The sequence below is a fragment of the Selenomonas sp. oral taxon 137 str. F0430 genome (assembly GCF_000183625.1).
GTDB classification, from domain to species: Bacteria; Bacillota; Negativicutes; order Selenomonadales; family Selenomonadaceae; genus Centipeda; species Centipeda artemidis.
In genome coordinates, this window is the sequence record NZ_AENV01000015.1 from 41,251 (window position 1) to 64,217 (window position 22,967).

The following is a 22,967-nucleotide window of genomic DNA, read 5'->3' on the forward strand; positions in this document are numbered from 1 at the left end:
TCTATCGTCGACCCCCGCGCTCATCTTTACCGCGTCCGCATATACGTGCGGTATATTCCCCCCACACAGCTTCATACGCCGCACCGACAGCCTCCCCGTAGGCGGGCGCGTCCATCACGGGCGACGCCGCCGTCATATTGCGCAGCCCTGCGTGGAGCGCATCGAGCATCCCGGCATCCTGCGCGAGGAACACGGCACGCTCGATATATTCCTCCGCCGTATGTGCGATGAGGGCATCCGCGCCGATATTCCGGAGCAAAGATGCCCCGAACCTGCTCCCTAGCGTCTCCCCCGCGAGCGTCACGACGGGCACGCCCATATAGAGCGCGTCGCAGGTCGTCCCGCCGCCCGGATAAGGGAACGTATCGAGCGCGATGTCGATGCGCCCGTACGCCGCGAGATAATCTGCCGACGCCCCCTCCGTCTCCACGCGCGCTAAGGGGAGGCCCGCCGCCGCAATCCGCCGCCGCGCTTCGGCGGCGCCGTCCGTCACGGAGAAGATCTCCGTTTTGAGCAGCAGCCGCGCCGTCGGCACACGCCGCAGAATCTCCGCCCATACCTTCAGTACCCGGTCATTGATCTTCGTAAAATTATTCAGACTGCCAAATACAACGGGACGTCCCGCCGCCGGCAGGTGCGTCGCCGTAGGCGCGGGACGCAGCGGCTGCCAACAAAAATGCGTCCGCGGCAAAATGAGCAGGCGCTCGACAAAGCTCTCCTGCGCACGCCCCGCCGCAAGTATGGGATCCGCGAGAAAATAATCCACCGTTTTCAGCCCGGTCGACGCGAAGTAGCCGATCCCCGACATCTGCACCGGCGCGGGGCGATAGGCGAGAACGGGCAGTGTGCCGCCCGCCGTATGTCCCGCGAGATCGACGAGTATATCAATCCGATCCTCATAGATGCGGCGCGCCGCTTCCTGCGCCGTACAGCCCATGAGATTCCGAAAGCAATCCACGCGGCGGCGTACGCCCTCTGTGAAGTCATCCTCCCGATTCATCGCGTAGACGTACACCTCAAAACGCGCAGGATCAAGCGCCGTAAAGAGCGCATACGAAAATGAAAGCACCACGTGCTCCCGAACATCGGGCGAGAGATAGCCGATGCGCAGCCGCCCACGCTTCACTCCCGGCGCATGGGTGAACGGCACAATACCCTCGAGCAGCGCCCCATATTCCTCCGCCGCCGCACGATCTTCGCGAGACGTCTGCACAAGATAATGCCGGTTAAAGAGGACATTGCTCGCATTGAGCAGGCGCAGTTCCCGCTCCTGCGCCGCATCCCGCGCGCGGGCATAGAACGTCACGGCATCCTCGGCACGCCCCAGGAAGCGCGCGCACTGCCCCGCGAGATTGAACACCTTTTCCGCCACAGGCGCGGGCATGGCGCGCCCCATCAGCGGCGACAGAAGCGACAGCGCCGCACACCGCTCTCCCTGCATCAAATGAATCCGCGCCCGCAGAAAGACCGTGTAGGGATCGTCCGGTCGATACCGCGTGCACTCCTCCCATGCCGCAAGCGCGTCCTCCGGTGAACCGCACTCAATAGCAAGCGCGGTCAAAAGCCCCGCCGCCTCTCCCGGTTCATCCCGGCGGAGCAGTTCGATATCCGCCTTGGCGCGCAGCATATCGCCGCAATCGAGCGCGTCATAAATGCGCATTCGCAAACGATCTATGTCCGCCGGTATCCGCGCCGTCATATCCGCTCTCCGGAAAGCCGCGCGATGCGCCGCCGCATCCGCATGTCCTCGGGCGCGGCGGAAAGCTCCCGGCACGATCGGGGCAGGAGGAGCGCAATATTCCCCTGATCCTCCGGCGAAAACTCCTCCATATGCGCCGCCGCGACCGCCGCCGTCCGCTCCCGATCCTCGATGAGAGACGCCGCCGCCGCACACACCTCCCCCGTCAGGAGCAGGCGTCTGCGCGCGGAGAATTTCGCCCCGCCGCGCTTCTCATAATAGAGCGCGGCAAGCGGGAAGGGCGTATCGACAAGAACCTGTGCCAAGAATCCCGCGTCCGCCGCCCCGTCATAGAGCTCGTTCAGCGCCGCGACGACATCCGCCGTCTCCGCGCCCGTCTCGGCGAGCAGGCGCAGGAGGGCGCGCAGTGCGGGCAGATGCCGCTTTTGCGCACGCAGCGCACGGATATAGAACGCCGCCGCGGCCTCCTTCTCCCCACACAGCTCCGCCGCTGCCCCCAAGCGCTCATAAGCAAGCGGGGCAAGGACACCGGAAAAGTCTCCGGCACGGTAGTGCTCCTCATACAGACGGGCCCCCTCGGCATAGGCACGTCGTGCCGCAGCAAAATAACCGTGCTCCCACGCATATGTACCGTAGATGAATGGAAAATCTGCTTTTTGCGGAATGTTTTTACAGGCAGCATCATAGGCGGCATCGATTTCCGCATCGTCGGCATTCATCAGGATGAGCGACTGAAGCAGGATTGCGTACGGACGATCCTCACCGCCGAGGGGCTGCTCCGGCAGAGCCATCGCCTCTCGTGCGTATGCGGCTGCCTCTTCATAAGCCTCGAGCGTATAATAGCAGTCCATCAAATGATAGGCATCCATCTTATCACGATGCCCCGATGTACGACGTGCTAACAGGAGTTCCAAATCACGCTGCGATTTTTGCCGGATGATCTGCGGCGAATATCCTGTATGATAGAGTATCAGTTCCTCCGTCATCACCATCTCGCGCGCAGGGTCACCGCTCAGGTTCTCCACATGCTCGTGGATGCTCCCTACAAAGCGCAGATGCGGCAAGCGGCGGAAGATGCGCTGCACCTGTGCCGTCGTTCCAAGAAGCGCGCCCGTCTCCATATCAATATTGACAAGACGCACAATGAACCCGTCAATTTGTTTCTCCGCATCATACGCCTCGACGAGCGAACGCACGCGCGATGCGGTCTCATCCGTGAAATATTCGTCCGCATCGGTAAAGACCACCCAGTCTCCCGATGCCCGGTCGAGCGCAAAATTTTTCGCGGCGGCAAAGTCGTTGATCCAGTCAAAATGATAAACCTCCGCACCGCCCGCGCGCGCAGTCTCGACCGTCGCGTCGGTCGATCCCGTATCGACCACGATCATCTCGTCAGCAAAGACGCGCATGGAGGCGAGCCAGCGCGGCAGGTTCTTTTCCTCGTTCTTTGCGATGACACAGGCAGAAATTTTCATTGTATCAGCTCCATCAGTTCCCGCACCTTCCGATTTTCCGGCTCCGCCGCAAGCGCACGGCTGAGATACACACGCCCCTCGTCTCGTTTGCCGGCGGCAATACAGGCGAGCCCCATCTCATAGAGATATGCCGCGTCCGCCGCTCCTCCCGCTTCTTCGTAAAAGAGCAGAGCGGCGAGCGCAGCCGCAGGGCGTTCCGCAGCCGTAAAGTCATCTGCAAGTTTCCGTATATATTCGATACCAAACGCCCCCGCACATCGGATTACGCGCGCCGCCTGCGCCTCATCCGCCGTACGGATGAAGGACGCCCGCACAAGCTCATAGCCCTCGGCGGTATCGGGGCGCGGCACGGTGTCGGGTTCATCATAATACCGCCAAAAGGCATGCAGCACATCCGGCAGGAGCGCCCGAAGCCGGCGGTAAAGATGACGTCCTTCCGCCGTACGCACGCGTTCCAGGCGCAGAAGTAATTCCGGAGTCGCCCGCACATCGCCCGCAAGCAGTCCCGTCAGATATGCGGGGCGTTCCTCGGATGCGCGGTCACGCACCGCCGCATAGATCGGCGGGAGTTCCGGCGCATGCCCCGTTTCAGCGCGCAGTGTATCAAGGGTCGCGTGCGCAAGCTGCATTCGCCCGCTCCCCTCCGCCGTGCGATAGAGATAGAAAAGGCTCTCCGCATCCGTGCCGATGTGCGCGCGCAGCCCTTCAAGTATGCGCCGCGGCGAATCATCCCCATGCATAGCCGCATAAACATCCACCGCCGCTTCACGCGCCGTGCCTGCAGTAAAGGCATCCGCAAGCGCCGCATTCGCCCCCGCGCGATCCCCCGCCGCAAGCAATAGGCGCGCCCGCGCCGCAGAGACCTCCCCCGCCCACATGCCGAACGCGGAGCTTTCTCCGCTCTCATCGGCGGGCATCTCATAGAGTTCCATCGCCCGGGAGAGTTCGGCGATCGCTACGGGGTCTCCTGCCGCTTCATAGAGAAGACCGAGACGCCCATGGAAATCCGGCAGGAGGGGAAATGCGCGGCACGCCCGCTCCGCTTCCACAATCTGATCAGAGAGCTGCGCTTCCTCACGCTCCATACAGTCGAGCAGGACATGATAGAGATGCGACTGCGCGCCGAAAGACACTGCATGTTCCGCAAGAGCCTCCCGCGCATAGAGGAGCGCGGCAGCGCATTGTCCGAGTCCATAATAGGTATCGGCGAGATAGCGATAATCTCCCGGGCGGATGCCGTTTTGCTCAATTTCCGCCGCGAGCAGGGCGAGATTGCGCACATGCTTCTCGTACATGCGCCCTGCGGAATAGCCGACATGACGGATCGGAAGCGCTGCCGGCTCTTGATAAAAAACAGGCTCTCCCCCCACCTTTTGGAGTCGTTCATGCACGCGTCCCTCGTAGAACAGCCTGCTCCCAAGACGGACAAGCCGGATATGAGGCGCACGCCCGATCTCACGATGCCCGTCATCCTCATCCACATGCACGATCGGCAGGAGAACGGCATCCACGTCCGGCATCAGCACATCCATCATCGCGAGATATGGTCGCACCTCACGGGGATCAAAGAATGCCTCGTCTGCATCAAGAACCGACGCCCATGTGCCGGATGCATGGGCAAGCGCGGCATTGCGCGCAGCGGCAAAATCATCCGTCCATGCAAAGTCATAGACATCCGCGCCCGCGCGCACGGCAATCTCCCGCGTTCCATCCGCCGATCCCGTATCGAGCACAAGGCGCTCATCCGCATATGACGCCGCATTCTCGAGCCACGTCTCCATATCGCGCGCATCGTTGCGCACAAAGACACAGGCAGAAATACGAACGTCCCGCTCATGCGCACGGATCTTTTTCCAAACGCCCATCCGCCGCCGCAGCTGCACCGCTGCCTCCTGTGTAAAATCCGAAGGCTCAAGTCCGCCCTGCGGTGCCGGGGTGTCGAGCGCGGTCTCTGCCGCGCGGATCGCCGCCGCATAGTCATAGCAGGCGGCACACGCCTCCGCATATTCCGCGTGCATCTCCGGCAGCTCCGGGAAATCCTCGGCCGCACGCGCGGCAATACTGCGCCGCCTGTCCCGCATCTGCGGACGTGCTCCATAGAGCCGGAGCAGGATGCGGTAGGAAGAGCTCGCATAGACCGCAGCCTGCCGTCCGCGCTCAATGTCACGCAGCGCATAGTGCTCCGCCATGCGCGCATCGCCGAGCCGGTCGTACGTCTCCGCGAGATAGCGCAGACAGCGCTCCGGATCGGCTCCCATCTCCATCTCCGCGAGCAGCATTCGCAGATTGCGCTCTCCCTTTGCCCGTGTCAGCGTCGCCGAATAGCCGGTATGAATCAGCTCCAAACGCTCCGGCGGCAGCACATCGACCGCCTTTATGACCGCGCCCCGATCGCGCAGTTCCTCATGAATGCGCCCGATATATCGGCGCTCCTGTGCATATTTGAAGATCCGCGGCGCGAACGAATCGAGCAGTACCTCCCCAGTGTCCTCATCGATGTTCTTCCACGGAACAAGCAGTACCTGTACCCCCGATGCATCCGCTGCGGCAGCGACGTCCCGCAGATTGCCCGCCGTCTCAGGCGTAACGTACTCGTCCGCATCGAGAAACACGACCCAGTCTCCATGAACATGCGACAGTGCCGCGTTCCGTGCCGCCGCAAAGTCGTCTGTCCATGCAAAATGATAGACCCACGCGCCGAGCGCGGCGGCAGTATCCGCCGACCCGTCCGCCGATCCGGTGTCCAGCACAATCAGCTCGTCCACATAGGCGCACAGGCTCTCGATGGATTTTTTCAGATGCACCGCATCGTCGCGCACGATATAACACGCCGTCAGACGAGGCTTCGCATCCGCTACGGGCAGGTCTTCCTCGGAACGGTAACGCCGTCCTTTTTCCGCCCAGATTTCCGCACTCCGGGTATCCCCCAAATGCGTATAAATCAGGGATATACGCTCTGCGACACGCGCCGCCACATCGCGGTTAAAGAACGAATCGTCCCGCCGGATGCCAACGGCGTCCTCATACCGATCCATCGCCGCAATAAAACTTGCAAGTGCCGGCTCGTACTGCCCCAACCCGCAGAGCACCATACCGCGTTCGGCGTAGAGGTCCGGCAAATCAGGATAGCCGGCGATGGCGGCATTAACATACTTCAGCATGTCCGCATCCGGATAATGTAGAGCGCGCATAGATTCGATCACCTGATGATAGATTTTGCTCCGACCGCCGACGATCACCAAATCACTCGATAAGACTTCCGCCGAGAGTTCGAGCACGCGCCGGTAATCCTTCAGCCCAAAATAGCAGTCGGCGAGGTATGCCGCGTGCCACGGTTTGCGCCCGTGCGCCGCGGCGTCCGCTTCGAGCATCGCGATATTGCGGTGTACCTTCTCCGCGCTCCGCTCCGTCATATATCCCGTATGCCCGCAGGCGAGACGATCATCCGCATAGCAGAGGATGCGCTCCGCCCCGTCGCGCCGCACCGCCTGCTCATGAATTGTCCCCTCATAGCACAGCGCATCGCCGCCGCGCAGGACGCGCGGCAGAATATCCGTCATCATATGATTGCGGTCACCCGGAGAGACATAATGCTCCATGCGCACCATGAGGAGATCCCATGCCGGCGTCCGGGCGGCATAGGATTCTATCGCAGCGCGCACCTGCGCCGGATGCAGAAAGTACTCGTCCGCATCGAGGAAAATGATATAATCCCCGCTTATATGTGCCAGCGCGAAATTCCGCGCCGCCGCAAAATCGTTCCGCCACGGAAATTCATAGAGACCGGCATGAAATTCCCCCGCCACAGCAGCAACCCGCGCATCTCCCGCCGTAGACACGACGGCGATTTCATCCGCCGCCGACGCAATACTCAAAAGAGACCGTCGCAACTCGTCCGATTCATCCTTCACAATATAGCAGGCGGAGATCTTCATGGCGCACATCCTTTCATATAGTGTTCATTATACGGCATTGCAGGAGAAATGAAAAGCATTAGTGAGGCGGAAGTTTCGATGCATAGCTAGGAATTGAGGCGAACGCGAGGAAGGCGTAGATAAGCCCCTACGTCGACGAAGCGTTTGCCGAAAATGACGACGCTAAGCGCGAAAATCCCGCATCACGCCACAAAAAAGAGCCCCTTCCCATATGGGAAGAGACTCTTTCTTTTAATTGTCCACAAATTAACGCCGAAGCGAAAATTACTTGAGGAGCGAGAGGACAGCGGAGCTGTTCTGGTTCGCCTGCGCGAGCATGGACTGCGCAGCCTGGAGCAGAACGTTGTTCTTCGTGTACTCCGTCATCTCCTTCGCCATGTCCGCATCGCGGATCGTGGACTCGGAGTTCTGGACATTCTCGGATGCCGTGGTAAGGTTGGAGCTCGTGTAGGAGAGACGCGTCTGGACAGCGCCGATGTTCGCCTGCTCGTCGAGTGCCTTTTGGAGTGCCGTCTCGATCGCGTTGATCGCAGCGTTTGCCTTGTCCTGCGTCTGAACGCTGATGACCGAGCCGTCCGTACCCTTCATGCCGAGTGCGAGCGAACGCATATCGGTCATGCTGACCTTGATGGCCTGATTCGCCTTTGTGCCCGTCTGGAGCGTAAGTGCATTGTCGTCCGACTTGTTCTCTGCGCGGATACGCTCGTTGAAGCCGTCAAGCGCTGTGTTCGCAGTCTTGCGAATCGCGCCCGTGTTGTCCGAGATCGAGAGCGTGAACGAGGAGACCTGGTAGGTTGTGCCCGCACCCTTCGCGCTGATCGACAGAGCGCTCTTGTTGTCCGCCGTGTAAACGCTGTTGCCGGCCTTATCAAGACCAATCCAAGCGCCGGCCGTAACTTTCGCCGAATCGACGAATTCGGTCCCATCAACGCCCTCCGAGCCATTGAATGCCTTCGCGGTGAGGAGGTCTGACATCGTGTACGTGCTGACCTGGAATGTCGTGGTGTAGGTCTTGCCCTGACGAACATAGGATACGGTAACCTTATCCGTCGACTGGACATTGAGTCCTTCGTTCGTACGGCTCTCGAGCTCCGTCAGCTTCGATGTCCACTTCGATGCGGTGCTGAGCGAGCTGTTCGAGAGCGTCGTGCACGTTGCGGTGCCGATGCTGTTGCGCGAACCGTCGACGAGGTACTTGCCGTTGTAGGTAGCAAGCGCGTTGTCGTCGATCTGGTCAACCATCTGGTTGATCTCTTTCTGGATCGTACGACGGTCTTCGTCAGTGTTCGTATCGTTCGCCGCGTTGATTGCCTTCTCCTTCAGGGTCTTGAGGATCTCAACCGTGCTGGAGACAGCGCCCTCGGCGGTCTTCATCATGCTGTTGCCGTTCTGGGTGTTCTGGTTGTCCTGATTCAGCGAACGGATCTGGACGCGCATACGCTCGGAGATGGCATAGCCGGAAGCATCGTCGCCGGCATCGTTGATCTTCATGCCCGAGGAGACCTTCTGAAGGCTCTTCGCGAGCGAGGACTGGTTCTTGTTCAGGATGTTCAGAGTGTTGACTGCCGACATGTTGTTTTTGACTATCATAGCCATGGTGTAAATTCCTCCCTGGTATAGTTCCGGCTGTGCCGGAAGTTAAATGTATGTGCGGACATCCGTGCCCGCTGTAATAGGCAAGTGCGCGTCTATTCCGTCCGGCTGCTAGCTGACCGTCAAGAACAGCCGCACCGCTTGCTTATTAGCTTTACATAATGTATATCGTCACAAGGACGATATACTTAAGCATTATGCTGAAAATATTTTACTTTTTTTCCTGTGTTTTGTCAAGGTGCAGACCGGGTGTCGTCCGCACGCTCAGTAACGCTTGTTGAGTACGCTCCCGAGCGGGCTCGCCTCGGAGAGATCATAGCTGTGAACGGCGGCATTCTGCCGGCGCGATTTGTTCAGCCATGCGCGCGCCTTGTACCCGATCTGCATCTCGAGCGGACGAACCTCCGCATCGAAGGCTTCCCATGCCGCGCTCTCCTTATAGGGATCGGCGGGCAGCGCACGGATCAAATCAACGATTTGCTCCCGCTGATCAACAAGGTTGATGAAGGTGTCGATTTCCTCTCCGTCGATGAATTTGATCAACTCGTGAGTGAGGACGCGATATTTCTCCCAGAGTTCCGCGGCTGCCACATATTGTTCATCCGGCATAGACGCCGCTCCCCTCTGTGCCCTGCGAGCCTTTCTCCTCACGCGCTTTCTTCATGGCCTGTGCCCATGCGTCGCGAAGTTCCGTCATGATATCCGATGCCTCGGCAATGATCGCGGGATCGCTCTTCATATTCCCCTCGACGAGACGGTCGTAGGCGTAGTTATAAAGCGGCAGGAGCTGATGGGAGATCTCATAATCCATGTTGAGGGTTACGCGGAACTCGCTGATGATATTCTGTGCTTTTTGAAGAGACTCGTTCGCGGTTTCATAATGCTTCTCCGCGAGCGCCTCGACGCCCTCCTTGATGAACTTGAGGCACCCGTTGTAGAGCATGAGCGTGAGTGCCTCGGGTGTCGCCGTCATGACCTGCTGTCTCTTATAGGCGTCCGCAGCGGTATTTACCATGTGGGAATCCCCCTGTTACTTTGCGGCAAAGAAATTGAACTGTGCGGAGAGACGCGAAATCGCGACCTCCATCGCGTTGTACTTCTTGTAAAGATTGTTCTCAAAGGAGGTCATGAGCTGTTTGAAGTCGCTCATCTGTTTCTGATAGTTCTGGATGAGTTTGCCGAGCTCACTCGTAACGTCCGTCTTGTCCGCCGTTCTGCCCGCATGGTTCTCAAGCGATTTGAGCCGGCTCGTCACCTTGTTGTAAAGACGGTTTGCAACGCCGCTGTTGTTGTAGTCGTTGTCCGGATCGTCATACGACATCAAACGGTTCACGGCATCCGGTTCTGCGGCGATAGCGTTTTTGAGCTTCGTCTCGTCGATCTGCAGATGCCCCTTCTGATCCTTCGACGTGATGCCGATGGACGCGAGCGAATTGTAGCGCCCGGGAACGGATCCGACACGGTTGGTCACGGCATCGCGCATATCGCTGATAATGGAGCGAAGGTATTCATCACGGTACAGAAGCCCCGATTTCGCCTTCTCGTTCCACTTATCGACCTGCTCCTTGGTCATACCGTCCTCTTGGGTCTTTGTGAGCACGCCGTAGTCACGGTACTTGCCCTCGCTGTACTGCTTGTTGAGATCGTCAAGGAGCTTGTTGTACTCCTCCACGAACTTCTTTACATTCTCGAGCAGCTTGTCCTGATCCTGCGCGATTCCGACCTGAGCCGGTGCTGTCGTTTTCTGCTTAAAGGTATAGGTAACGCCGCCGACGGTGAGCTTGTTCTCCTGCAAATTATCGTATACACGCCCGTCGATCGTAGCCTTGCCGTTGACACCGGTCACCGTATTCGTCGTCCCCGCACTGTATGTCTGCGCGGTACCGGGGTTATTGTTCACATTGCCCAATTTAAGGTTTGTAAGCAGCTGTGCGGACGCATTCTGCATATCTCCCGTGCCGCTTTCAACGGAGAGTTCTATTTTGTTCTCCGCCCCCGTCTTGGTATTGACGATGGAAAAAGCATCCGATACCGTGTCATAGGATGCACTGAGGCTGCGCGCTGCGTTCTTCCCGGCGGTATCCTTATAGCGCGCATTATTGATTCGGGTCGCAAGGTCGTTCAGCGTGAGGTTCTTATCGAAAACCTCTTCGGCTGTGAACTCAACCGTCGTCGTATTGGTTCCGTCAGAGACCTTGAACCGAAGTGCGACATCCGTGTTTGCCATGCTCGCCGGTTTCGTTCCGCCTGCATAGGCAATGTCCTTGAGCATCATGCTCTTTGCAGCAGACGCCGCCGTATTGGCACGCTCCACGTGGGCGCCCGTCGCCGTCATCAGATAGGCGTTCTTCGCCGTCTCCGAAACCTCGACATTATGTGTCATGAGCCCCGCGCTTGCGTTTGCGACCGCCGTTACGGCGTCCGTATTCGAGCTCGTCGCCGTCATCGGCTTTGTCGTTGCGCTCAGCTTATAGTTTGAAAGCGTACTATTTTGGAACGTGCTGAGCTTTTCATACACATTCGCATAAGCTTCCTTGCGCCACTCCGCCTCGACTTCTTTCTTATAGATACGGTCATACTTCTTTTGCTGAGAGATCATTCCGACCTTGACGAGCGATTCGACGTCGATGCCGGATCCCGAGAGACCGTAGATTCCCTTTGACCCCGTGGCTCCTGTTGCTCCTGCCATAGTAACTCCTCCTTGCCTTTCCCTGCTGCCGGCTTAGGCGGTCTTATCCAAGAATGCGCCGATCCAGTCGTGTACCTTGATCATGTGCTCGACCATCGCCTCGGGCGGAACTTCGCGCAGCACTTCGCCTGTTTTCTTATCCAGCATACGCACGGACATCACGTTGACTTCCTTGTGGTACTGGAACTCAAGATTGACGTTGATGCTGCGCATGATTTCGTTGAGCTTTTTGGTGATGTATGCTGTCTGATCTTCGGTCAGTTTTTCATGATGCGCCGATTTCTCGTTCGCTTTCTGCGCCGCATCATACTGCACACTGTTCGCATTACTCGATGCGGGCACTGCGCTTTCCTGTGCCGGATCGCTTCCTGCGGTCTGCGGGGCACTCTGCCCGTCCTGCATACTGCTCACGGCAACCGCCGCGAGCATGACATCCTGAACGCTTCCTACTGCCATAGGTATCCCTCCATGTATACCGGGAAACGCTCCCTGCGTTTCCGCTGAATTCTTCCATGATAACTATATATTTTACCCTTTGGGCAAGCTGCTGAGGTCAAAGTTCTGCGGGGCTGCCGCGGCTCTTTGGTTCTCCTCCTGGATTGCCCGGTAGATTTCACCGCGGTAGATCTTGACGCTGCGCGGCGCGTCGATAGCGATGCGCACGTTGTCGCCCTGTACCTCCACGATGTTCACGACGATATTGTCGCCGATCATAATCTGCTGTCGGGGTTTGCGCGTAAGTACGAGCATTACTTGTCCTCCTTTGTATCCGGGAACAAGCGGTGCTTCGTCGTGTATGGGCTGCGATCCAGCACAATCTGCTTGGCGCGGCGCGTCTTGGCGTTGATAACGATCGGCGCCATGAGATTCGCCGTGAGATCGCAGATCTCTGTGCCTGAAAGAGTGAGAATCGTGTAGATCAGGACTTCATCGGGCGATGTCAGTCCGAGCGCGCGCTCCACGTCGTCGTCGATGACGACCTCGTATTCCGGAAAGAATACGAGCGGCATCGTCATGAGGAACGCAAGATCCGGCGTCTTGAGCGATTGGAGGAACACATAGGGACTCCCCTCCTCGTAGGGGATGATGAGGAATTCCCGTTCCTCCTCAAAGGCCGGAATACCCGATTCGAAAGTGATGATTGCGTCTTCGTCCGCTTCGATCTCGCCGAAACGGGTTGTCATGAATTTTTTCATCAAAAGCTCCTGTTATGCCAGTATATCATAGTGTCCCTCGCTGACCCAGCCGTGAATGTCCCCCTTGCGCTCGAGATAGGTCTCGATGCTGCCGCGGTTGTACTCAATGCGGGCGCGCGGCTCGATCTGCCACTGCGTTGAAACAGCGCCGACCTCGGTCTCGCCGACGACCTCGCCGATGTCGAAGCTGATCTCAGGTTTTGGAATCGCCGCCGCGACGAGCACGCGGTTCTGATCGGCGATACTCTGCACCTCGCTCTGCACCTGCTCGATGGGAACCATGCGTCCGGGTTTCGGCCCGTCCTCGGCGAGCGCCCATGCCATCTGCGTGTGCTTGGACGTTCCCTGCTGCACGCCCGAGAGTCCTTCCTGCTCGTTTTCGCGGGCAAAGTCGGTATGGTTTGTATAGCCGTAGCTGTGACGGCTCGGATAGCTGTCGATATCGATTTTGGGCTGTGTCTTTCCTTTGTTCGAGCGTGCCTGCTGCGACGTCTGATCGTAGCTCGGCTGATTGATGCCCGCGTCGAGGGTGTTCTTCTGCGACCGCATCCCGATCATCGGGAGTGTATGGCGCACGTTGAGATAAAGCATAGACATCGTGGGCATCCTTTCCCGTTATGAAAATGCTAGTAAAAATCAGCGCAGATAATCGACGAGCGAGAGCGGCAGGATGCGTGCCCCCATGGAGAGCGACATGCTCATGAGGGTCTGCTGCTGCATCATCTTGGTTGCAAGTGCCGCGACATCGGTCGAGGAGACATCGGTGATATCCTTTGTGATGTTTTCCTTGTGATTCGTCAAAATATCCGTCATATCGGTGTAGAGGCGCGAACGCGCGCCCGTCTCCGTATGTGCCTGCAGCGTCACCTGGTTCGCAGCATCCGCGAGCGTTACGCCGTCGGAGCTGATCCAGTGCGGGTTGGAGCGGTTCGTCTGCTCGTACACGGTGAGCATGTTGTTGAGCATCGCCGTGCCGGAAGCACTGTTGCCCGAGTTCCCATCGTCGAAGAGGTCGCGTCCGAAGAGGTCGCGCCCCGTCTTATTCACCGTATCCGCCGTTGGCTCGGTTGAACCGTTCTGCTTGACCATGGAGATGTAGCGCATATCGCCGTTATAGGTAGCGATCTGCTGTTTGATCGTGGCAAACTTCATATTGACGGTTGAACCGCCAACCGTTGCGGATGTCGTCCAGTTCGTCCCGGCGCCTGCATCCGTTTTGATTTCGCCCGTATTCTTGAAATGTTGGCTGATATTGAGCGCACCGCCGATGTTTCCGACGCGATCAGTCGCGGGATCTACCGTCGAGCGCCCTTTGGCGATGACGTCCTTATACCCTTCCTGCACAAATTCCTTCGTATAGATGTCGCCCGTGAGGGTATTCATATAGTAGTCTTTGCCGTCGTCCCCCTGAAGCGCAAGCATCTGATGCAGAAAATCGCCGCTTTTCTCATTGCTGACACCGTTGAAGAACGCTGTCTGCCGATCATCGAGCGTCTTGGTAAGACCGCGGTCAACCTTATGCGACGAATCCGTCATGGAGAAGGGCTGCGTAAGATCCGCCTGCCCGGAGAAAATATAGCGGTCACCGAGCTGCGTGTTGCCGAGGGAGACGATCTGCTGGATGCCTGCCATCATCTCGCGTGCGATGGCAGGCCAGTCGCCGCCCTTTTCATCCTTGTCGTCGTTTGCCGCTTGAATGGTCTTTGCCTTGAAGGTCTTTTGAATATCCTCCATACCGGAGAGTGCGTTCTGCGTGGCGTTCATCCACGAAAGCCCTGCCTTCACGCTGCTCTGATACCGCTCGTTCTCGCCCTCGGAGATGTCGTAGCGCAGGTAACGCGAATAGTCCACGGAGTTGTCGGAGGGACGGTGCAGTTTGCTGCCGTCGCCCTGCTCCATGAGTTTGGCTTTATTGTATTCCAGTTCGTTGAGATCTTTTTGATAGCGCTGTACCGAGTAATCGCTGCTGACGCGGATTGCCATGGGTCACACCTTACCTTCCAACCGTGCCGGTACTATTGATGAGCTTGTCAAGCATCTCGTCCATCGAGGTAAGGACGCGCGAGCATGCGCCGTATCCCGTTTGGAACTTCAGCATATTCGTCAGCTCCTCGTTCCAGTTGACGCCCGCGGTGGACTGCCGCCACTGGGTGATCTGTGTGATGAGATCGTCCTGCTGCTTGAGCTTTTTGTCCACGGTCTCGGCGTTCGCGCCGAGCTTGCTCATGATGCCGTTGTAATACTGATTGATGGAAATCGTGCTCACCGGACGCTCCGTTCCCGCGGGATTCATCGAGCTTCCCTGATCGGTGTTGAAGAGCTTGCTCAGTTCGACTGCCATCGTACCGTCGCCTGTTCCGTTGATCCAGCTGTTGTCGTAGGTGTAGGTCGAGGATCCCGCCGAGATGGTCGGCTTGACCATCCCCTTAGGCTTGCTGGTCAGCGGATCGACGGTCGGATCGTAGATCTGCCGTGCCGCGACAAGGTTCTGACCACCCGGCGCAGTCAGTTCGCTTGCGACCTTCAGGGCATTGATGATCTGCATGGATTTAAGTTTTTTCTTATCTGAAGCGACTACGGAATCTGTCATCGTAATCGTTGTCGTCGTGCCGGAAACCGTTTTGTTGACACTCGCGGCAGTCTGCTCCATCCAGCGCTCGCCCGTCGCCGCATCGACGTGCCATGTGTAGTGTGTACCTGTGTAGCTGCCGCCGGTCGCGGTGCTTTTATTGCCGTTGTCCCCAAAGAAATTAAGCCATGTCGTGGCGTCCTGATCAATGCCGGCTCCCTGCTTGTGTACGTCGTTAAACGTCGTGAGCAGGGTCGCTGCAATATCCGCGAGGTTGTCAATATATCCCTTGTCCTGCACGATGGTATCCTGTAGTGCCTTGAGGACGCCGCTCTGCGGGACATAGCCGATGCCGCCCGCCTCCTTGATGCGGATGGTGTAGTCGGTGATGCCGTACTCCTCGTTGTTCATCGGCTCACTCATCTCGAGCGTCAGCCGGCCTTCGCGATTGACGAGCGTCATGCCGTTCGAGACGACGGTATACATACCGTTCGCTTCCTCATAGACGTTGATGTTCGTGATCTCCGAGAGCTGGTCGACGAGGAGGTCGCGCTGATCGCGCAGGTCGTTTGCTTTTGCCCCGTTCGTCTCCGCGTACATGATGTTCTTGTTCAGTCGTGAGATCTGCTCCGTGATGCTGTTGACCTTCTGCACCTGAATGCGCATCTCGTCGTACTGCGACGCGATCTGATCCTGCAGCTGATTCGCATTCGTCCGGAGGCGGTCGACGAGGTTGTTGCCCTTTGTCAGAACGGCTGTGCGCGACGCCGCATCGCTTGCGTAGTTCGAGAGATTCACCCACGCGTCGTAGAACTGCTTCATCGCGTTGAGGATGCCCGTGTTCTTGGAGTCGTTGAAGATCGTCTCGACCTTGTCGTAGTTCGTCTTATTCGTCTTGTAAAAGTTCTGTGCCGACGTCTCCGACCAGAACTGCTTATCCGCGTAGATATTGCGTGCACGCGTGAGCGACAACGCGTCGACGCCGCCGCCGACGAGGACGTCCCCGTAGAGCGAGGAACGCTCCTGGTAGTTCGTCGCCGCCGAGTTGACGCTCTGACGCGAATAGCCGGGCGTCGAGGCGTTCGTAATGTTGTGCCCCGTAGTATCCAGCGAGAGCTGGTTGTTCTGAATGCCCTTGACCATCGTATTGAGGCCGGCAAATGTTGACCGCATATTCCCTCATTCCTTCTATTACTATACGTCCGCGTCAAACATGGCGATCTCGCGCCGCAGCCCCGCGCCGGGACCCGCGACGGGCTGCGAACACCCGTAGGTATCGTCGGCGGAGGTGCCGGAAACGACGTTGAGCTGATAATTGATAAAGTCCATATTCCGGTCGAGCAGTTCTTTACAGATCTGTACCTCTTCACGCAGGGCTCTTTGCTGTGCCGCCGCACTGCGGGCGGCACGATGCGCAGTCAGCCGCTCGCTGAGGTTCGGCTCTGCGTCGATGACTGCAGCGAGCGTGCCGCGCCCCGTACGCTCCAGGAACGCCGCAAGCGCTTTCTCCGCCGCCCGCAGCTCAGTAAGGCTGCGTTCCGCCGCAGCGGTCGCAGTGCTCACGCCCCCCGCAGCGCCCCCGTGTCGGAGCGCCTCTTTCAGCGCGGCGAAGCAGCGTGCAGCCGCCTCGCATGTGCCGAGCTGCTCTTTGAGCAGGAGCAGTACCTCACGGGTCTCATTTGTCATGACCGTTCACGCCTTAAAATCCAAATTTTTCTTCAAATGCCGCACCTGCTCTGTGCCGCCCTGCCCGTAGACGGGATCGACGACCGCGCCGCCGATACGACCGAGCGTGCGGTTGACCGCCATGAGCGCGCCCTCGATGAGAAGTGCGTTCGCTTCGCTCGCTTCCTTCGTCTCCTTGACGAGAAGGCTCAGCTTGCGGCTCGCACCGAGCACGGCACGGTGCACGGCGTCGCTCGGCGCGAGGAGCGCGAGCTCCTCCATCGTCGTATCGGCAGTCACTCCCGGCGTTTCCTTCGCAATCTGCGCAAGCAGCGTCAGACGCTCTTTCTCCAGACGCTCGACTGTGCGCGCGCAGGCGCTCTCTTCCGCCGTTAGTTTTTCGAGCGCAGCCATATCGAGCGCAACAAGAATACCGCGCTTCTTCTTCTGAAGCGCGCCGATTTTCTCATACTGCGCCGAAAGGGCATGCAGCGTCTCCGTCAGGGCATTCCACATGCTGCCGGTCTCTATATCAATAACGCATCGCGAGCATCTTCGCCGCGATTTCGTCGGGAGCGGGCGCATACGTCCCCGCATCCGTGCGCGCCGAAAGAGACGACACACGATCCGCACGCACACCGTCGCCCGCGCGCAGTTTTTGCAGGATGTCGCCAAAGCTCTGCGCCTCGCGCGAGAGTTCGAGCGCGTCCGGCTGCTGCACGGCACGTACCGCATCCACGCGGCGCGTGCTTGTTGTCTGGCTGCCGGCATAGAGCCTGCTCACTGCCGACACCGTATGATTGCTGATCAACATCTTCATTCACCACCTAATGTTCTGCTCCGACTTGAATGCACGGAGCTCCTTCATTTTCTTTATCGAAAAAAAAGACGCACACTTAAGGGCTTCCCCCTGCGTGCGTCCCGTATTTTTTAATTTTAGCCGAGTGTGACATATCCCTTGCGCCCGCCGGACTTGTCGCCCGTCGTACGCATCCCGGATGCGCTCTTCTGCGCGATGTGTGCGGTCAGTTCGTCCCGCATCTCCTTTTGGCACTTGTCGCAGTACTGTCCCTTTTGGATGGGCGAGCCGCATTTCTCACACGGATAGTAGAGATCTGCCCCCGAGGAAACAAAGCGCCCCTCGCGGATCATGCGGCGGATGACCGGTTCTTGTACGCCCGTCGCCTCGACGATCTCGCCGATCTGCGACTTCGGATGATCACGGACGAACTCGACAATCGCCTTTTCCCACTCTTCTTCCTTTGCGCGGCAATCCATACAAATGCGGGCATTATTAATTGAGACAAATACCTTCCCGCAGCTTGAGCAGTTCTTCATCTTCCCTGCCATCGACAAACGCTCCTCCCAAAATAGCGGATCGCCATACTCTCATGATCCGAATCTATCTTCATGTCATAATACTATCGTATTTTACAACAACAGGGGAGAAAAATCAATACTTCAACGCCGCCGTACGAAGAGTCCGCCCTCGCGTGTAAGAATGCGGCAGCTGTTGAGCACGACGATGAGCGTGGCCGAGTTGTGGATCGCCGCCGCCGCGAGCGGGCTGATGCGCCCGAGCGCGCCGAGGATCATTGCCGCCGAGTTGACGAGGATGGTCGCTTTGAAGTTCTGCCCCACGAGGTGCATCGTGCGCTGTCCGAGCCGCAGCGCCTCGACAAGCCGCGTCGGATCCTCGGAGTGGATCGTCACCGCCGAGGACTCCGCCGCGATGTCCGTCTGGCGCCCGCCGAGCGAGACGCCGACGTCCGCAAAGGCGAGCGCGGGCGCGTCGTTGATGCCGTCGCCGACCATCATGACCGTGCCGCGCTGTTTGAGTGTGTTGACATAGTACGACTTATCCTCGGGCAGAATCTCCGCATGGTACGAGTCGACGTCCATCTCGCGCGCCGCGTCCGCCGCGACCGCCTTCGCATCGCCCGTCAGCATAACGATCTCGTCCACGCCGCAGCGGCGGAGCTGGTTGAGCGTCTTCTTCATCTTGGGTCGGATCGGATCCTCGATGCCGATGATTCCTATGAGCCTCCGGTCGCGTGCGATATAGAGCAGGTTTTTCCGCGTAACGCCCGCGCCGAGATGCTCCGTATCCTCGATGCCGTTCTCGGCGAGAAACCGTTTGCTGCCGACACGCACTGTGCCGCCGGTATAGCTGTCAAAATCCGGCACCTCGGCGCACATGCCGCGCGCGACGATGGTCTCGGAGGAGCGGTGCTGCGGTGCTTTCCACCCCTTTGCATCGACATATTTTTGAATCGCGACGGCGAGCGGATGCACAGAGTGCTCCTCGGCAGACGCCGCGAGGAGGATCATCTCCTTCTCCGAGACCCCGTCCGCCGTGCGGATGAACGAGATCTCCGGCACGCCGATTGTGAGCGTCCCCGTCTTGTCAAAGACGACGGTATCGGTGCGCGCAAGCGCCTCGATGTAGTTGCCGCCCTTGACGAGGATGCCGCGTTTCGCCGCCGCCGCGATGGAGGCGGACATGGCGGTCGCTGTGGAGAGTTTCAGCCCGCAGGAGAAATCGATGAAGAGCAAATTCAGCACGCGCTGCCAGTCGCGTGTCGCCCCGTAGACGATCGCCGCGCCGAGGAAGGACACCGGCACGAGGTAGTTCGCCATCTGATCGGCGAAGTTCTGCACGGGCGCGCGGCGCGTCTGAGCCTCCTCGACGAGGTGGACGATGTGCGCGAGGGAGGTATCGCTGCCGACTTTCTCCACGGCGATCACGATCTCGCCCGCCTCGACGACGCTGCCCGCGTAGACGGGCGAGCCCGCCTGCTTCATCGCAGGGCTGGATTCGCCCGTGATGGACGCCTGCGTCACCGCCGCGTCGCCGCGCAGGACGTGACCGTCGATGACGATCTTCTCCCCCGCGTGCGCCGCGATGATGTTGCCGGGGCGTATCTCCTCCACGGGAACCTTGCGCTCAATCTCGCTTTCTCCCTCGCCCTCAACGAGCCAGACAAATCGCTGATCGAGCGAAAGCAGTCCCGAGATCTGCGCGCGTGCCTTCTCCGCCGCGTAGTTCGTCAGCATCTCCGCACCGTTGCTGAGGACGAGGAGCATGAGGCTCGACTCGGGCTTGCCCGCGAGCACAGAGGCAATGACGGCCGTCGTCGTGAGCGTGTCCGCGTTCGGTTCGCGGTCGCGGACGAGCCCCTCGACGCCGGTCTTGATGAATTTGCGCGAGATAGCGACAACGAGCAGAGCGCGCAGTACTTTCATTGAGGCGAACATCTCGGGCGCGGTGCGTTTCAATATCTCCATCGCGGCAAAGCTCGCGAGAGAAATCAGTGCATCCCGGCGGAACTCCGCGAGCCGCTGTGCGGGTGTCACGGATGCCTCCTCGGCGGCGCGCACGGCACGCGAAATTGCCGCGAGAACCCGCTCGGCGGGCAGCCGCCCCTCGTGCCACAGATTCACATGATCTTCGCGCACCTCTGCCGCCGCCACCGCGGGGAAGCGGCGCAGACGTGCCGCAAGGCGCGCCGCCTCTTCGCGCGTGAGGGCGCATTTCATACGGATCCGCGTATTCTTGAGTGCACTCATACCGTCCGCCATCCTCTCATCAGCGTCAGCCCCCACCACAGCATCTGGAAGCCCGAGGGCGACGTGCGCGTCGGACTTCCCGGCGCATTTGCAGCCGCATTCGAGAGCACAAGCTGCCGGATGCCGATGAGGAAGAACAGCCCCGCTGCAAGCGAGTTCAGATCGAGCGCGCCGCCCGAATGCGCCTGAATCCACCCGCTGAACGCGTGCACCGAGCTGCGGATGCTCTGCGCAAGTGTCCCGACATGCGGCGCCGCATGCCCTTTCGAGAAGATTTTCTCCAGTTCCTCCGCGAGCACGAGAATGTGCGCCTCATCCTCCGGATGATAGACGAACAGGATGCTCCCGGAGTCCGCGTTCACATCGATTTCGCGCACAAAGGAGAGCGTGCGGATGCCCGCCGTGAGGAGCTCTGCCGTCTCCTCCGTCAGGTACGGCGTCCGATACCGCCTCCGCCCCGCCGACGCATGTACGCAGGAAAACGGCAGGAGCAGATCGCCCGTGCGCGGCAGACGCCCGCGCGGCCGCTTGCCCCGCTTCCCCTGCCCAGCCACGACAAAGGAGGTCGGCGCCGTGCACCCCCCGCTCATATACTGCCGCAGATACTTCGCGAGCGACGCTCCCAGCATAAATCCCGAAACATATGACATTATGCCCGCCTCCTCGCGTGCTTTACAATATATTCCTCCGCGCGGCGCAGCTCCGCATTTGCGCGCAGCCGCTCCGGCAGATAAGTGATTAGGATCGATCCCGTCTCCGTATTCGTCGTCACGGACTCCAGCTCTGCGAGCGCACCGAGACGCCGCCGCACCTCTTCCTCCAGCGCCGGATTGCCGATCATCTGCCTGCTGTAGAGGCGCACGCGCCCCGGCATATAGGACGCAACCTCAGTTGAGCGCAGGAAGAGCTCGAGTGCGGATGCGGGAATCGCCGCCCGGACGGCTTCAAAAATATCCAAAGTCCGGCAGCCCCCTTTCCTTTTCAAAAAGGGCTGCGCGCGACACCCGCGCGACAGCCCCTCCGGAAAACACCGAGCCTTACTTATCGAGCGCAGACTGTGCCGCGATCAGATCCTCAAGCTCCTCCTTCTGCCGCTGCAGTTCCGCAACCGACAGCTCCGCCTGACCGGACTCAAGCGCCGCAAGCTGCTGCGAGCGCTCCTGCATGAAGCGATAGCCGAAAATACCCGCTACCGCACCGACCGCAAGCCCGATCCAAAAATCCGTCTTCGAGAACATACCAGTTCCTCCTTTGCCACTTCGCCCCTTGCATGAGGGCATGTTCGCTCCTTGGCGCCTTGACTCACCACTGAGTGAATCCCCCCACCGCAATCCCTACGACAAATAAAGGCTGCCTGTGTTGGCAGCCTTGAAGGATTCCCGTGAGCGGCAACGGTTCCTGCGCCGTGAGGCAGCGGCAGCGCCGCATCCCTCTCCGGAACCGTTCCATTGACCTGAGTATAAGGCACAAAGTCCCGCTTGTCAATAGAAAACGCGTAATTAGGAATCATACGCGTTTCCATTCTCACCCTGCACACGATCATCCTAAATCCATGGGGATGATATGCGACTCCTTCATGAACACGCTGAGTTTCCGAACATCGCGCATGAGGTCGCTGTAATGTTCGGGCGTCAGGGACTGCGGTCCATCGGAGAGTGCCTTTGCAGGGTTCGGATGCACCTCGATGATGAGACCATCCGCGCCTGCCGCGATGGAGGCAAGGGACATCGGTTTGATCATGCGCCACTTACCCGTGCCGTGACTTGGATCGGCAATGATCGGCAGATGCGAGAGGTGCTTTACCGCCGCGATCGCGCTGATGTCAAATGTGTTGCGTGTGTATGTCTCATAGGTACGGATACCGCGCTCGCAGAGGATGACGTTCGGATTCCCCTCGTTCATGATGTACTCCGCCGCATTCAGCCACTCGTCGATCGTCGCCGCAAGTCCGCGTTTCAGCATGACGGGTTTGCCCACACGCCCAACCGCCTTGAGGAGACCAAAGTTCTGCATGTTGCGCGCGCCGATTTGGAGCAGATCGGCATAGGCGGCGACCGTGTCCACCGCCTCGACGACCGTCACCTCCGTGACGACGCGCAGCCCCGTGCGCTCGCGCGCCTCGGCGAGATACTTCAGCCCCTCTTCCTCCAGCCCTTGGAACGCATAGGGAGAGGTGCGCGGCTTGTAGGCGCCGCCGCGGATGAACTGCGCCCCGCCCGCCTTGATAATGTCCGCCGTCTCGAGCAGCTGCGAACGCGACTCAACCGAGCAGGGTCCCGCCATCACCACAGGATTCCCGGAGCCGATCTGCACGCCCGCGACATCGATCACGCTCGGCGCGGGATGGAACTCACGGCTCGCAAGTTTGTAGCTCTTTGAGATCGCGACCGTCGTCTCCACGCCGGGCATCGCATCGATCGGCGTCGCAGCCAGCACCGTCTTGTCCCCGATGACGCCGACGATCTTCTGCCGCGCGCCCTCCATCACCTTCGCCTCGAGCCCCTTTTCCTCAATGGCGTGAATGACGCCCTCGATATCCTCCTGCGAAGCCTCCGCATTCATAATAACAACCATCG

Annotated in this window: 22 protein-coding genes; all 22 read right to left on the reverse strand. The window is 59.3% G+C overall.

Annotated features, from left to right (window positions below; genetic code table 11):
- Position 1: 1 nt before the first annotated feature.
- The 22 genes from HMPREF9162_RS10460 to aroF all read right to left on the reverse strand — a co-directional run bounded on the left by HMPREF9162_RS10460 (position 2) and on the right by aroF (position 22,965).
- Positions 2-1,699 (reverse strand): hypothetical protein, encoded by a 1,698-nt coding sequence (locus tag HMPREF9162_RS10460; RefSeq protein ID WP_009439552.1) that lies wholly within the window; start codon positions 1,697-1,699, stop codon positions 2-4.
- Positions 1,696-3,174: a glycosyltransferase family 2 protein gene (locus HMPREF9162_RS10465; RefSeq protein WP_009439307.1), complete on the reverse strand. Its 1,479-nt coding sequence runs from the start codon at positions 3,172-3,174 to the stop codon at positions 1,696-1,698. Before HMPREF9162_RS10465 ends, HMPREF9162_RS10460 begins: the two co-directional genes overlap by 4 nt.
- The gene (locus HMPREF9162_RS10470) at positions 3,171-7,109 is read right to left on the reverse strand and encodes a glycosyltransferase (protein WP_009439348.1); all 3,939 of its coding nucleotides are present in this window, start codon (positions 7,107-7,109) and stop codon (positions 3,171-3,173) included. Before HMPREF9162_RS10470 ends, HMPREF9162_RS10465 begins: the two co-directional genes overlap by 4 nt.
- 264 nt (positions 7,110-7,373) lie before the next feature.
- Positions 7,374-8,705: a flagellin gene (locus tag HMPREF9162_RS10475; RefSeq protein ID WP_009439459.1), complete on the reverse strand. Its 1,332-nt coding sequence runs from the start codon at positions 8,703-8,705 to the stop codon at positions 7,374-7,376.
- Positions 8,706-8,966: 261 nt separating this feature from the next.
- Positions 8,967-9,311 (reverse strand): hypothetical protein, encoded by a 345-nt coding sequence (locus HMPREF9162_RS10480; RefSeq protein ID WP_009439372.1) that lies wholly within the window; start codon positions 9,309-9,311, stop codon positions 8,967-8,969.
- Positions 9,301-9,717, reverse strand: a complete 417-nt coding sequence (fliS, locus tag HMPREF9162_RS10485; RefSeq protein ID WP_009439491.1) for a flagellar export chaperone FliS — start codon at positions 9,715-9,717, stop codon at positions 9,301-9,303. Before fliS ends, HMPREF9162_RS10480 begins: the two co-directional genes overlap by 11 nt.
- A 15-nt stretch (positions 9,718-9,732) precedes the next feature.
- Positions 9,733-11,391, reverse strand: a complete 1,659-nt coding sequence (gene fliD / locus HMPREF9162_RS10490) for a flagellar filament capping protein FliD (RefSeq protein WP_009439311.1) — start codon at positions 11,389-11,391, stop codon at positions 9,733-9,735.
- 33 nt (positions 11,392-11,424) lie between these two features.
- Positions 11,425-11,847 carry a flagellar protein FlaG gene (locus HMPREF9162_RS10495; RefSeq protein ID WP_009439419.1) on the reverse strand — a complete coding sequence of 141 codons (423 nt, stop codon included), beginning with the start codon at positions 11,845-11,847 and terminating at the stop codon, positions 11,425-11,427.
- Between the two features lie 72 nt (positions 11,848-11,919).
- The gene (csrA, locus tag HMPREF9162_RS10500; protein WP_009439358.1) at positions 11,920-12,141 is read right to left on the reverse strand and encodes a carbon storage regulator CsrA; all 222 of its coding nucleotides are present in this window, start codon (positions 12,139-12,141) and stop codon (positions 11,920-11,922) included.
- Entirely contained in the window at positions 12,141-12,587 is a 447-nt protein-coding gene (gene fliW, locus HMPREF9162_RS10505) for a flagellar assembly protein FliW (protein WP_009439391.1), read from the reverse strand. The genes csrA and fliW overlap by 1 nt, the downstream gene beginning before the upstream one ends.
- A gap of 12 nt (positions 12,588-12,599) precedes the next feature.
- Positions 12,600-13,184 (reverse strand): DUF6470 family protein, encoded by a 585-nt coding sequence (locus tag HMPREF9162_RS10510; RefSeq protein ID WP_009439321.1) that lies wholly within the window; start codon positions 13,182-13,184, stop codon positions 12,600-12,602.
- A 39-nt stretch (positions 13,185-13,223) separates the two neighbouring features.
- The gene (gene flgL / locus HMPREF9162_RS10515) at positions 13,224-14,570 is read right to left on the reverse strand and encodes a flagellar hook-associated protein FlgL (RefSeq protein ID WP_009350323.1); all 1,347 of its coding nucleotides are present in this window, start codon (positions 14,568-14,570) and stop codon (positions 13,224-13,226) included.
- A 10-nt stretch (positions 14,571-14,580) separates the two neighbouring features.
- Entirely contained in the window at positions 14,581-16,329 is a 1,749-nt protein-coding gene (flgK, locus tag HMPREF9162_RS10520; RefSeq protein WP_009439417.1) for a flagellar hook-associated protein FlgK, read from the reverse strand.
- A gap of 21 nt (positions 16,330-16,350) precedes the next feature.
- Positions 16,351-16,842 carry a flagellar export chaperone FlgN gene (flgN, locus tag HMPREF9162_RS10525; RefSeq protein WP_009439346.1) on the reverse strand — a complete coding sequence of 164 codons (492 nt, stop codon included), beginning with the start codon at positions 16,840-16,842 and terminating at the stop codon, positions 16,351-16,353.
- A gap of 6 nt (positions 16,843-16,848) precedes the next feature.
- Positions 16,849-17,337, reverse strand: coding sequence for a flagellar protein FlgN (locus HMPREF9162_RS10530; protein ID WP_009439376.1), 489 nt, complete (start codon positions 17,335-17,337; stop codon positions 16,849-16,851).
- 16 nt (positions 17,338-17,353) lie between these two features.
- Positions 17,354-17,635 (reverse strand): flagellar biosynthesis anti-sigma factor FlgM, encoded by a 282-nt coding sequence (locus tag HMPREF9162_RS10535; protein WP_037350630.1) that lies wholly within the window; start codon positions 17,633-17,635, stop codon positions 17,354-17,356.
- 122 nt (positions 17,636-17,757) lie between these two features.
- Positions 17,758-18,171 carry a flagellar protein gene (locus tag HMPREF9162_RS10540; RefSeq protein ID WP_009439492.1) on the reverse strand — a complete coding sequence of 138 codons (414 nt, stop codon included), beginning with the start codon at positions 18,169-18,171 and terminating at the stop codon, positions 17,758-17,760.
- A 111-nt stretch (positions 18,172-18,282) separates the two neighbouring features.
- On the reverse strand, positions 18,283-20,391 hold the full coding sequence (locus HMPREF9162_RS10545; protein WP_037350631.1) for a heavy metal translocating P-type ATPase: 2,109 nt from the start codon (positions 20,389-20,391) through the stop codon (positions 18,283-18,285).
- Positions 20,388-21,041 carry an HMA2 domain-containing protein gene (locus HMPREF9162_RS10550; protein WP_009439362.1) on the reverse strand — a complete coding sequence of 218 codons (654 nt, stop codon included), beginning with the start codon at positions 21,039-21,041 and terminating at the stop codon, positions 20,388-20,390. Before HMPREF9162_RS10550 ends, HMPREF9162_RS10545 begins: the two co-directional genes overlap by 4 nt.
- Positions 21,041-21,349 carry an HMA2 domain-containing protein gene (locus tag HMPREF9162_RS10555; RefSeq protein ID WP_009439465.1) on the reverse strand — a complete coding sequence of 103 codons (309 nt, stop codon included), beginning with the start codon at positions 21,347-21,349 and terminating at the stop codon, positions 21,041-21,043. The genes HMPREF9162_RS10550 and HMPREF9162_RS10555 overlap by 1 nt, the downstream gene beginning before the upstream one ends.
- Before the next feature lie 79 nt (positions 21,350-21,428).
- Positions 21,429-21,629: a 50S ribosomal protein L9 gene (locus HMPREF9162_RS10560; protein ID WP_009350333.1), complete on the reverse strand. Its 201-nt coding sequence runs from the start codon at positions 21,627-21,629 to the stop codon at positions 21,429-21,431.
- Between the two features lie 301 nt (positions 21,630-21,930).
- Positions 21,931-22,965 (reverse strand): 3-deoxy-7-phosphoheptulonate synthase, encoded by a 1,035-nt coding sequence (gene aroF / locus HMPREF9162_RS10565; RefSeq protein ID WP_009439490.1) that lies wholly within the window; start codon positions 22,963-22,965, stop codon positions 21,931-21,933.
- Positions 22,966-22,967 lie beyond the last annotated feature (2 nt).

Excerpts from the sequence above, each read along its gene's own strand:
- HMPREF9162_RS10460 (WP_009439552.1), bottom strand. The coding sequence starts at position 1,699 with ATGACGGCGCGGATACCGGCGGACATAGATCGTTTGCGAATGCGCATT.
- HMPREF9162_RS10465 (WP_009439307.1), bottom strand. The coding sequence starts at position 3,174 with ATGAAAATTTCTGCCTGTGTCATCGCAAAGAACGAGGAAAAGAACCTG.
- HMPREF9162_RS10470 (WP_009439348.1), bottom strand. The coding sequence starts at position 7,109 with ATGAAGATCTCCGCCTGCTATATTGTGAAGGATGAATCGGACGAGTTG.
- HMPREF9162_RS10475 (WP_009439459.1), bottom strand. The coding sequence starts at position 8,705 with ATGGCTATGATAGTCAAAAACAACATGTCGGCAGTCAACACTCTGAAC.
- HMPREF9162_RS10480 (WP_009439372.1), bottom strand. The coding sequence starts at position 9,311 with ATGCCGGATGAACAATATGTGGCAGCCGCGGAACTCTGGGAGAAATAT.
- fliS (WP_009439491.1), bottom strand. The coding sequence starts at position 9,717 with ATGGTAAATACCGCTGCGGACGCCTATAAGAGACAGCAGGTCATGACG.
- fliD (WP_009439311.1), bottom strand. The coding sequence starts at position 11,391 with ATGGCAGGAGCAACAGGAGCCACGGGGTCAAAGGGAATCTACGGTCTC.
- HMPREF9162_RS10495 (WP_009439419.1), bottom strand. The coding sequence starts at position 11,847 with ATGGCAGTAGGAAGCGTTCAGGATGTCATGCTCGCGGCGGTTGCCGTG.
- csrA (WP_009439358.1), bottom strand. The coding sequence starts at position 12,141 with ATGCTCGTACTTACGCGCAAACCCCGACAGCAGATTATGATCGGCGAC.
- fliW (WP_009439391.1), bottom strand. The coding sequence starts at position 12,587 with ATGAAAAAATTCATGACAACCCGTTTCGGCGAGATCGAAGCGGACGAA.
- HMPREF9162_RS10510 (WP_009439321.1), bottom strand. The coding sequence starts at position 13,184 with ATGTCTATGCTTTATCTCAACGTGCGCCATACACTCCCGATGATCGGG.
- flgL (WP_009350323.1), bottom strand. The coding sequence starts at position 14,570 with ATGGCAATCCGCGTCAGCAGCGATTACTCGGTACAGCGCTATCAAAAA.
- flgK (WP_009439417.1), bottom strand. The coding sequence starts at position 16,329 with ATGCGGTCAACATTTGCCGGCCTCAATACGATGGTCAAGGGCATTCAG.
- flgN (WP_009439346.1), bottom strand. The coding sequence starts at position 16,842 with ATGACAAATGAGACCCGTGAGGTACTGCTCCTGCTCAAAGAGCAGCTC.
- HMPREF9162_RS10530 (WP_009439376.1), bottom strand. The coding sequence starts at position 17,337 with ATGTGGAATGCCCTGACGGAGACGCTGCATGCCCTTTCGGCGCAGTAT.
- HMPREF9162_RS10535 (WP_037350630.1), bottom strand. The coding sequence starts at position 17,635 with ATGTTGATCAGCAATCATACGGTGTCGGCAGTGAGCAGGCTCTATGCC.
- HMPREF9162_RS10540 (WP_009439492.1), bottom strand. The coding sequence starts at position 18,171 with ATGGCAGGGAAGATGAAGAACTGCTCAAGCTGCGGGAAGGTATTTGTC.
- HMPREF9162_RS10545 (WP_037350631.1), bottom strand. The coding sequence starts at position 20,391 with ATGAGTGCACTCAAGAATACGCGGATCCGTATGAAATGCGCCCTCACG.
- HMPREF9162_RS10550 (WP_009439362.1), bottom strand. The coding sequence starts at position 21,041 with ATGTCATATGTTTCGGGATTTATGCTGGGAGCGTCGCTCGCGAAGTAT.
- HMPREF9162_RS10560 (WP_009350333.1), bottom strand. The coding sequence starts at position 21,629 with ATGTTCTCGAAGACGGATTTTTGGATCGGGCTTGCGGTCGGTGCGGTA.
- aroF (WP_009439490.1), bottom strand. The coding sequence starts at position 22,965 with ATGGTTGTTATTATGAATGCGGAGGCTTCGCAGGAGGATATCGAGGGC.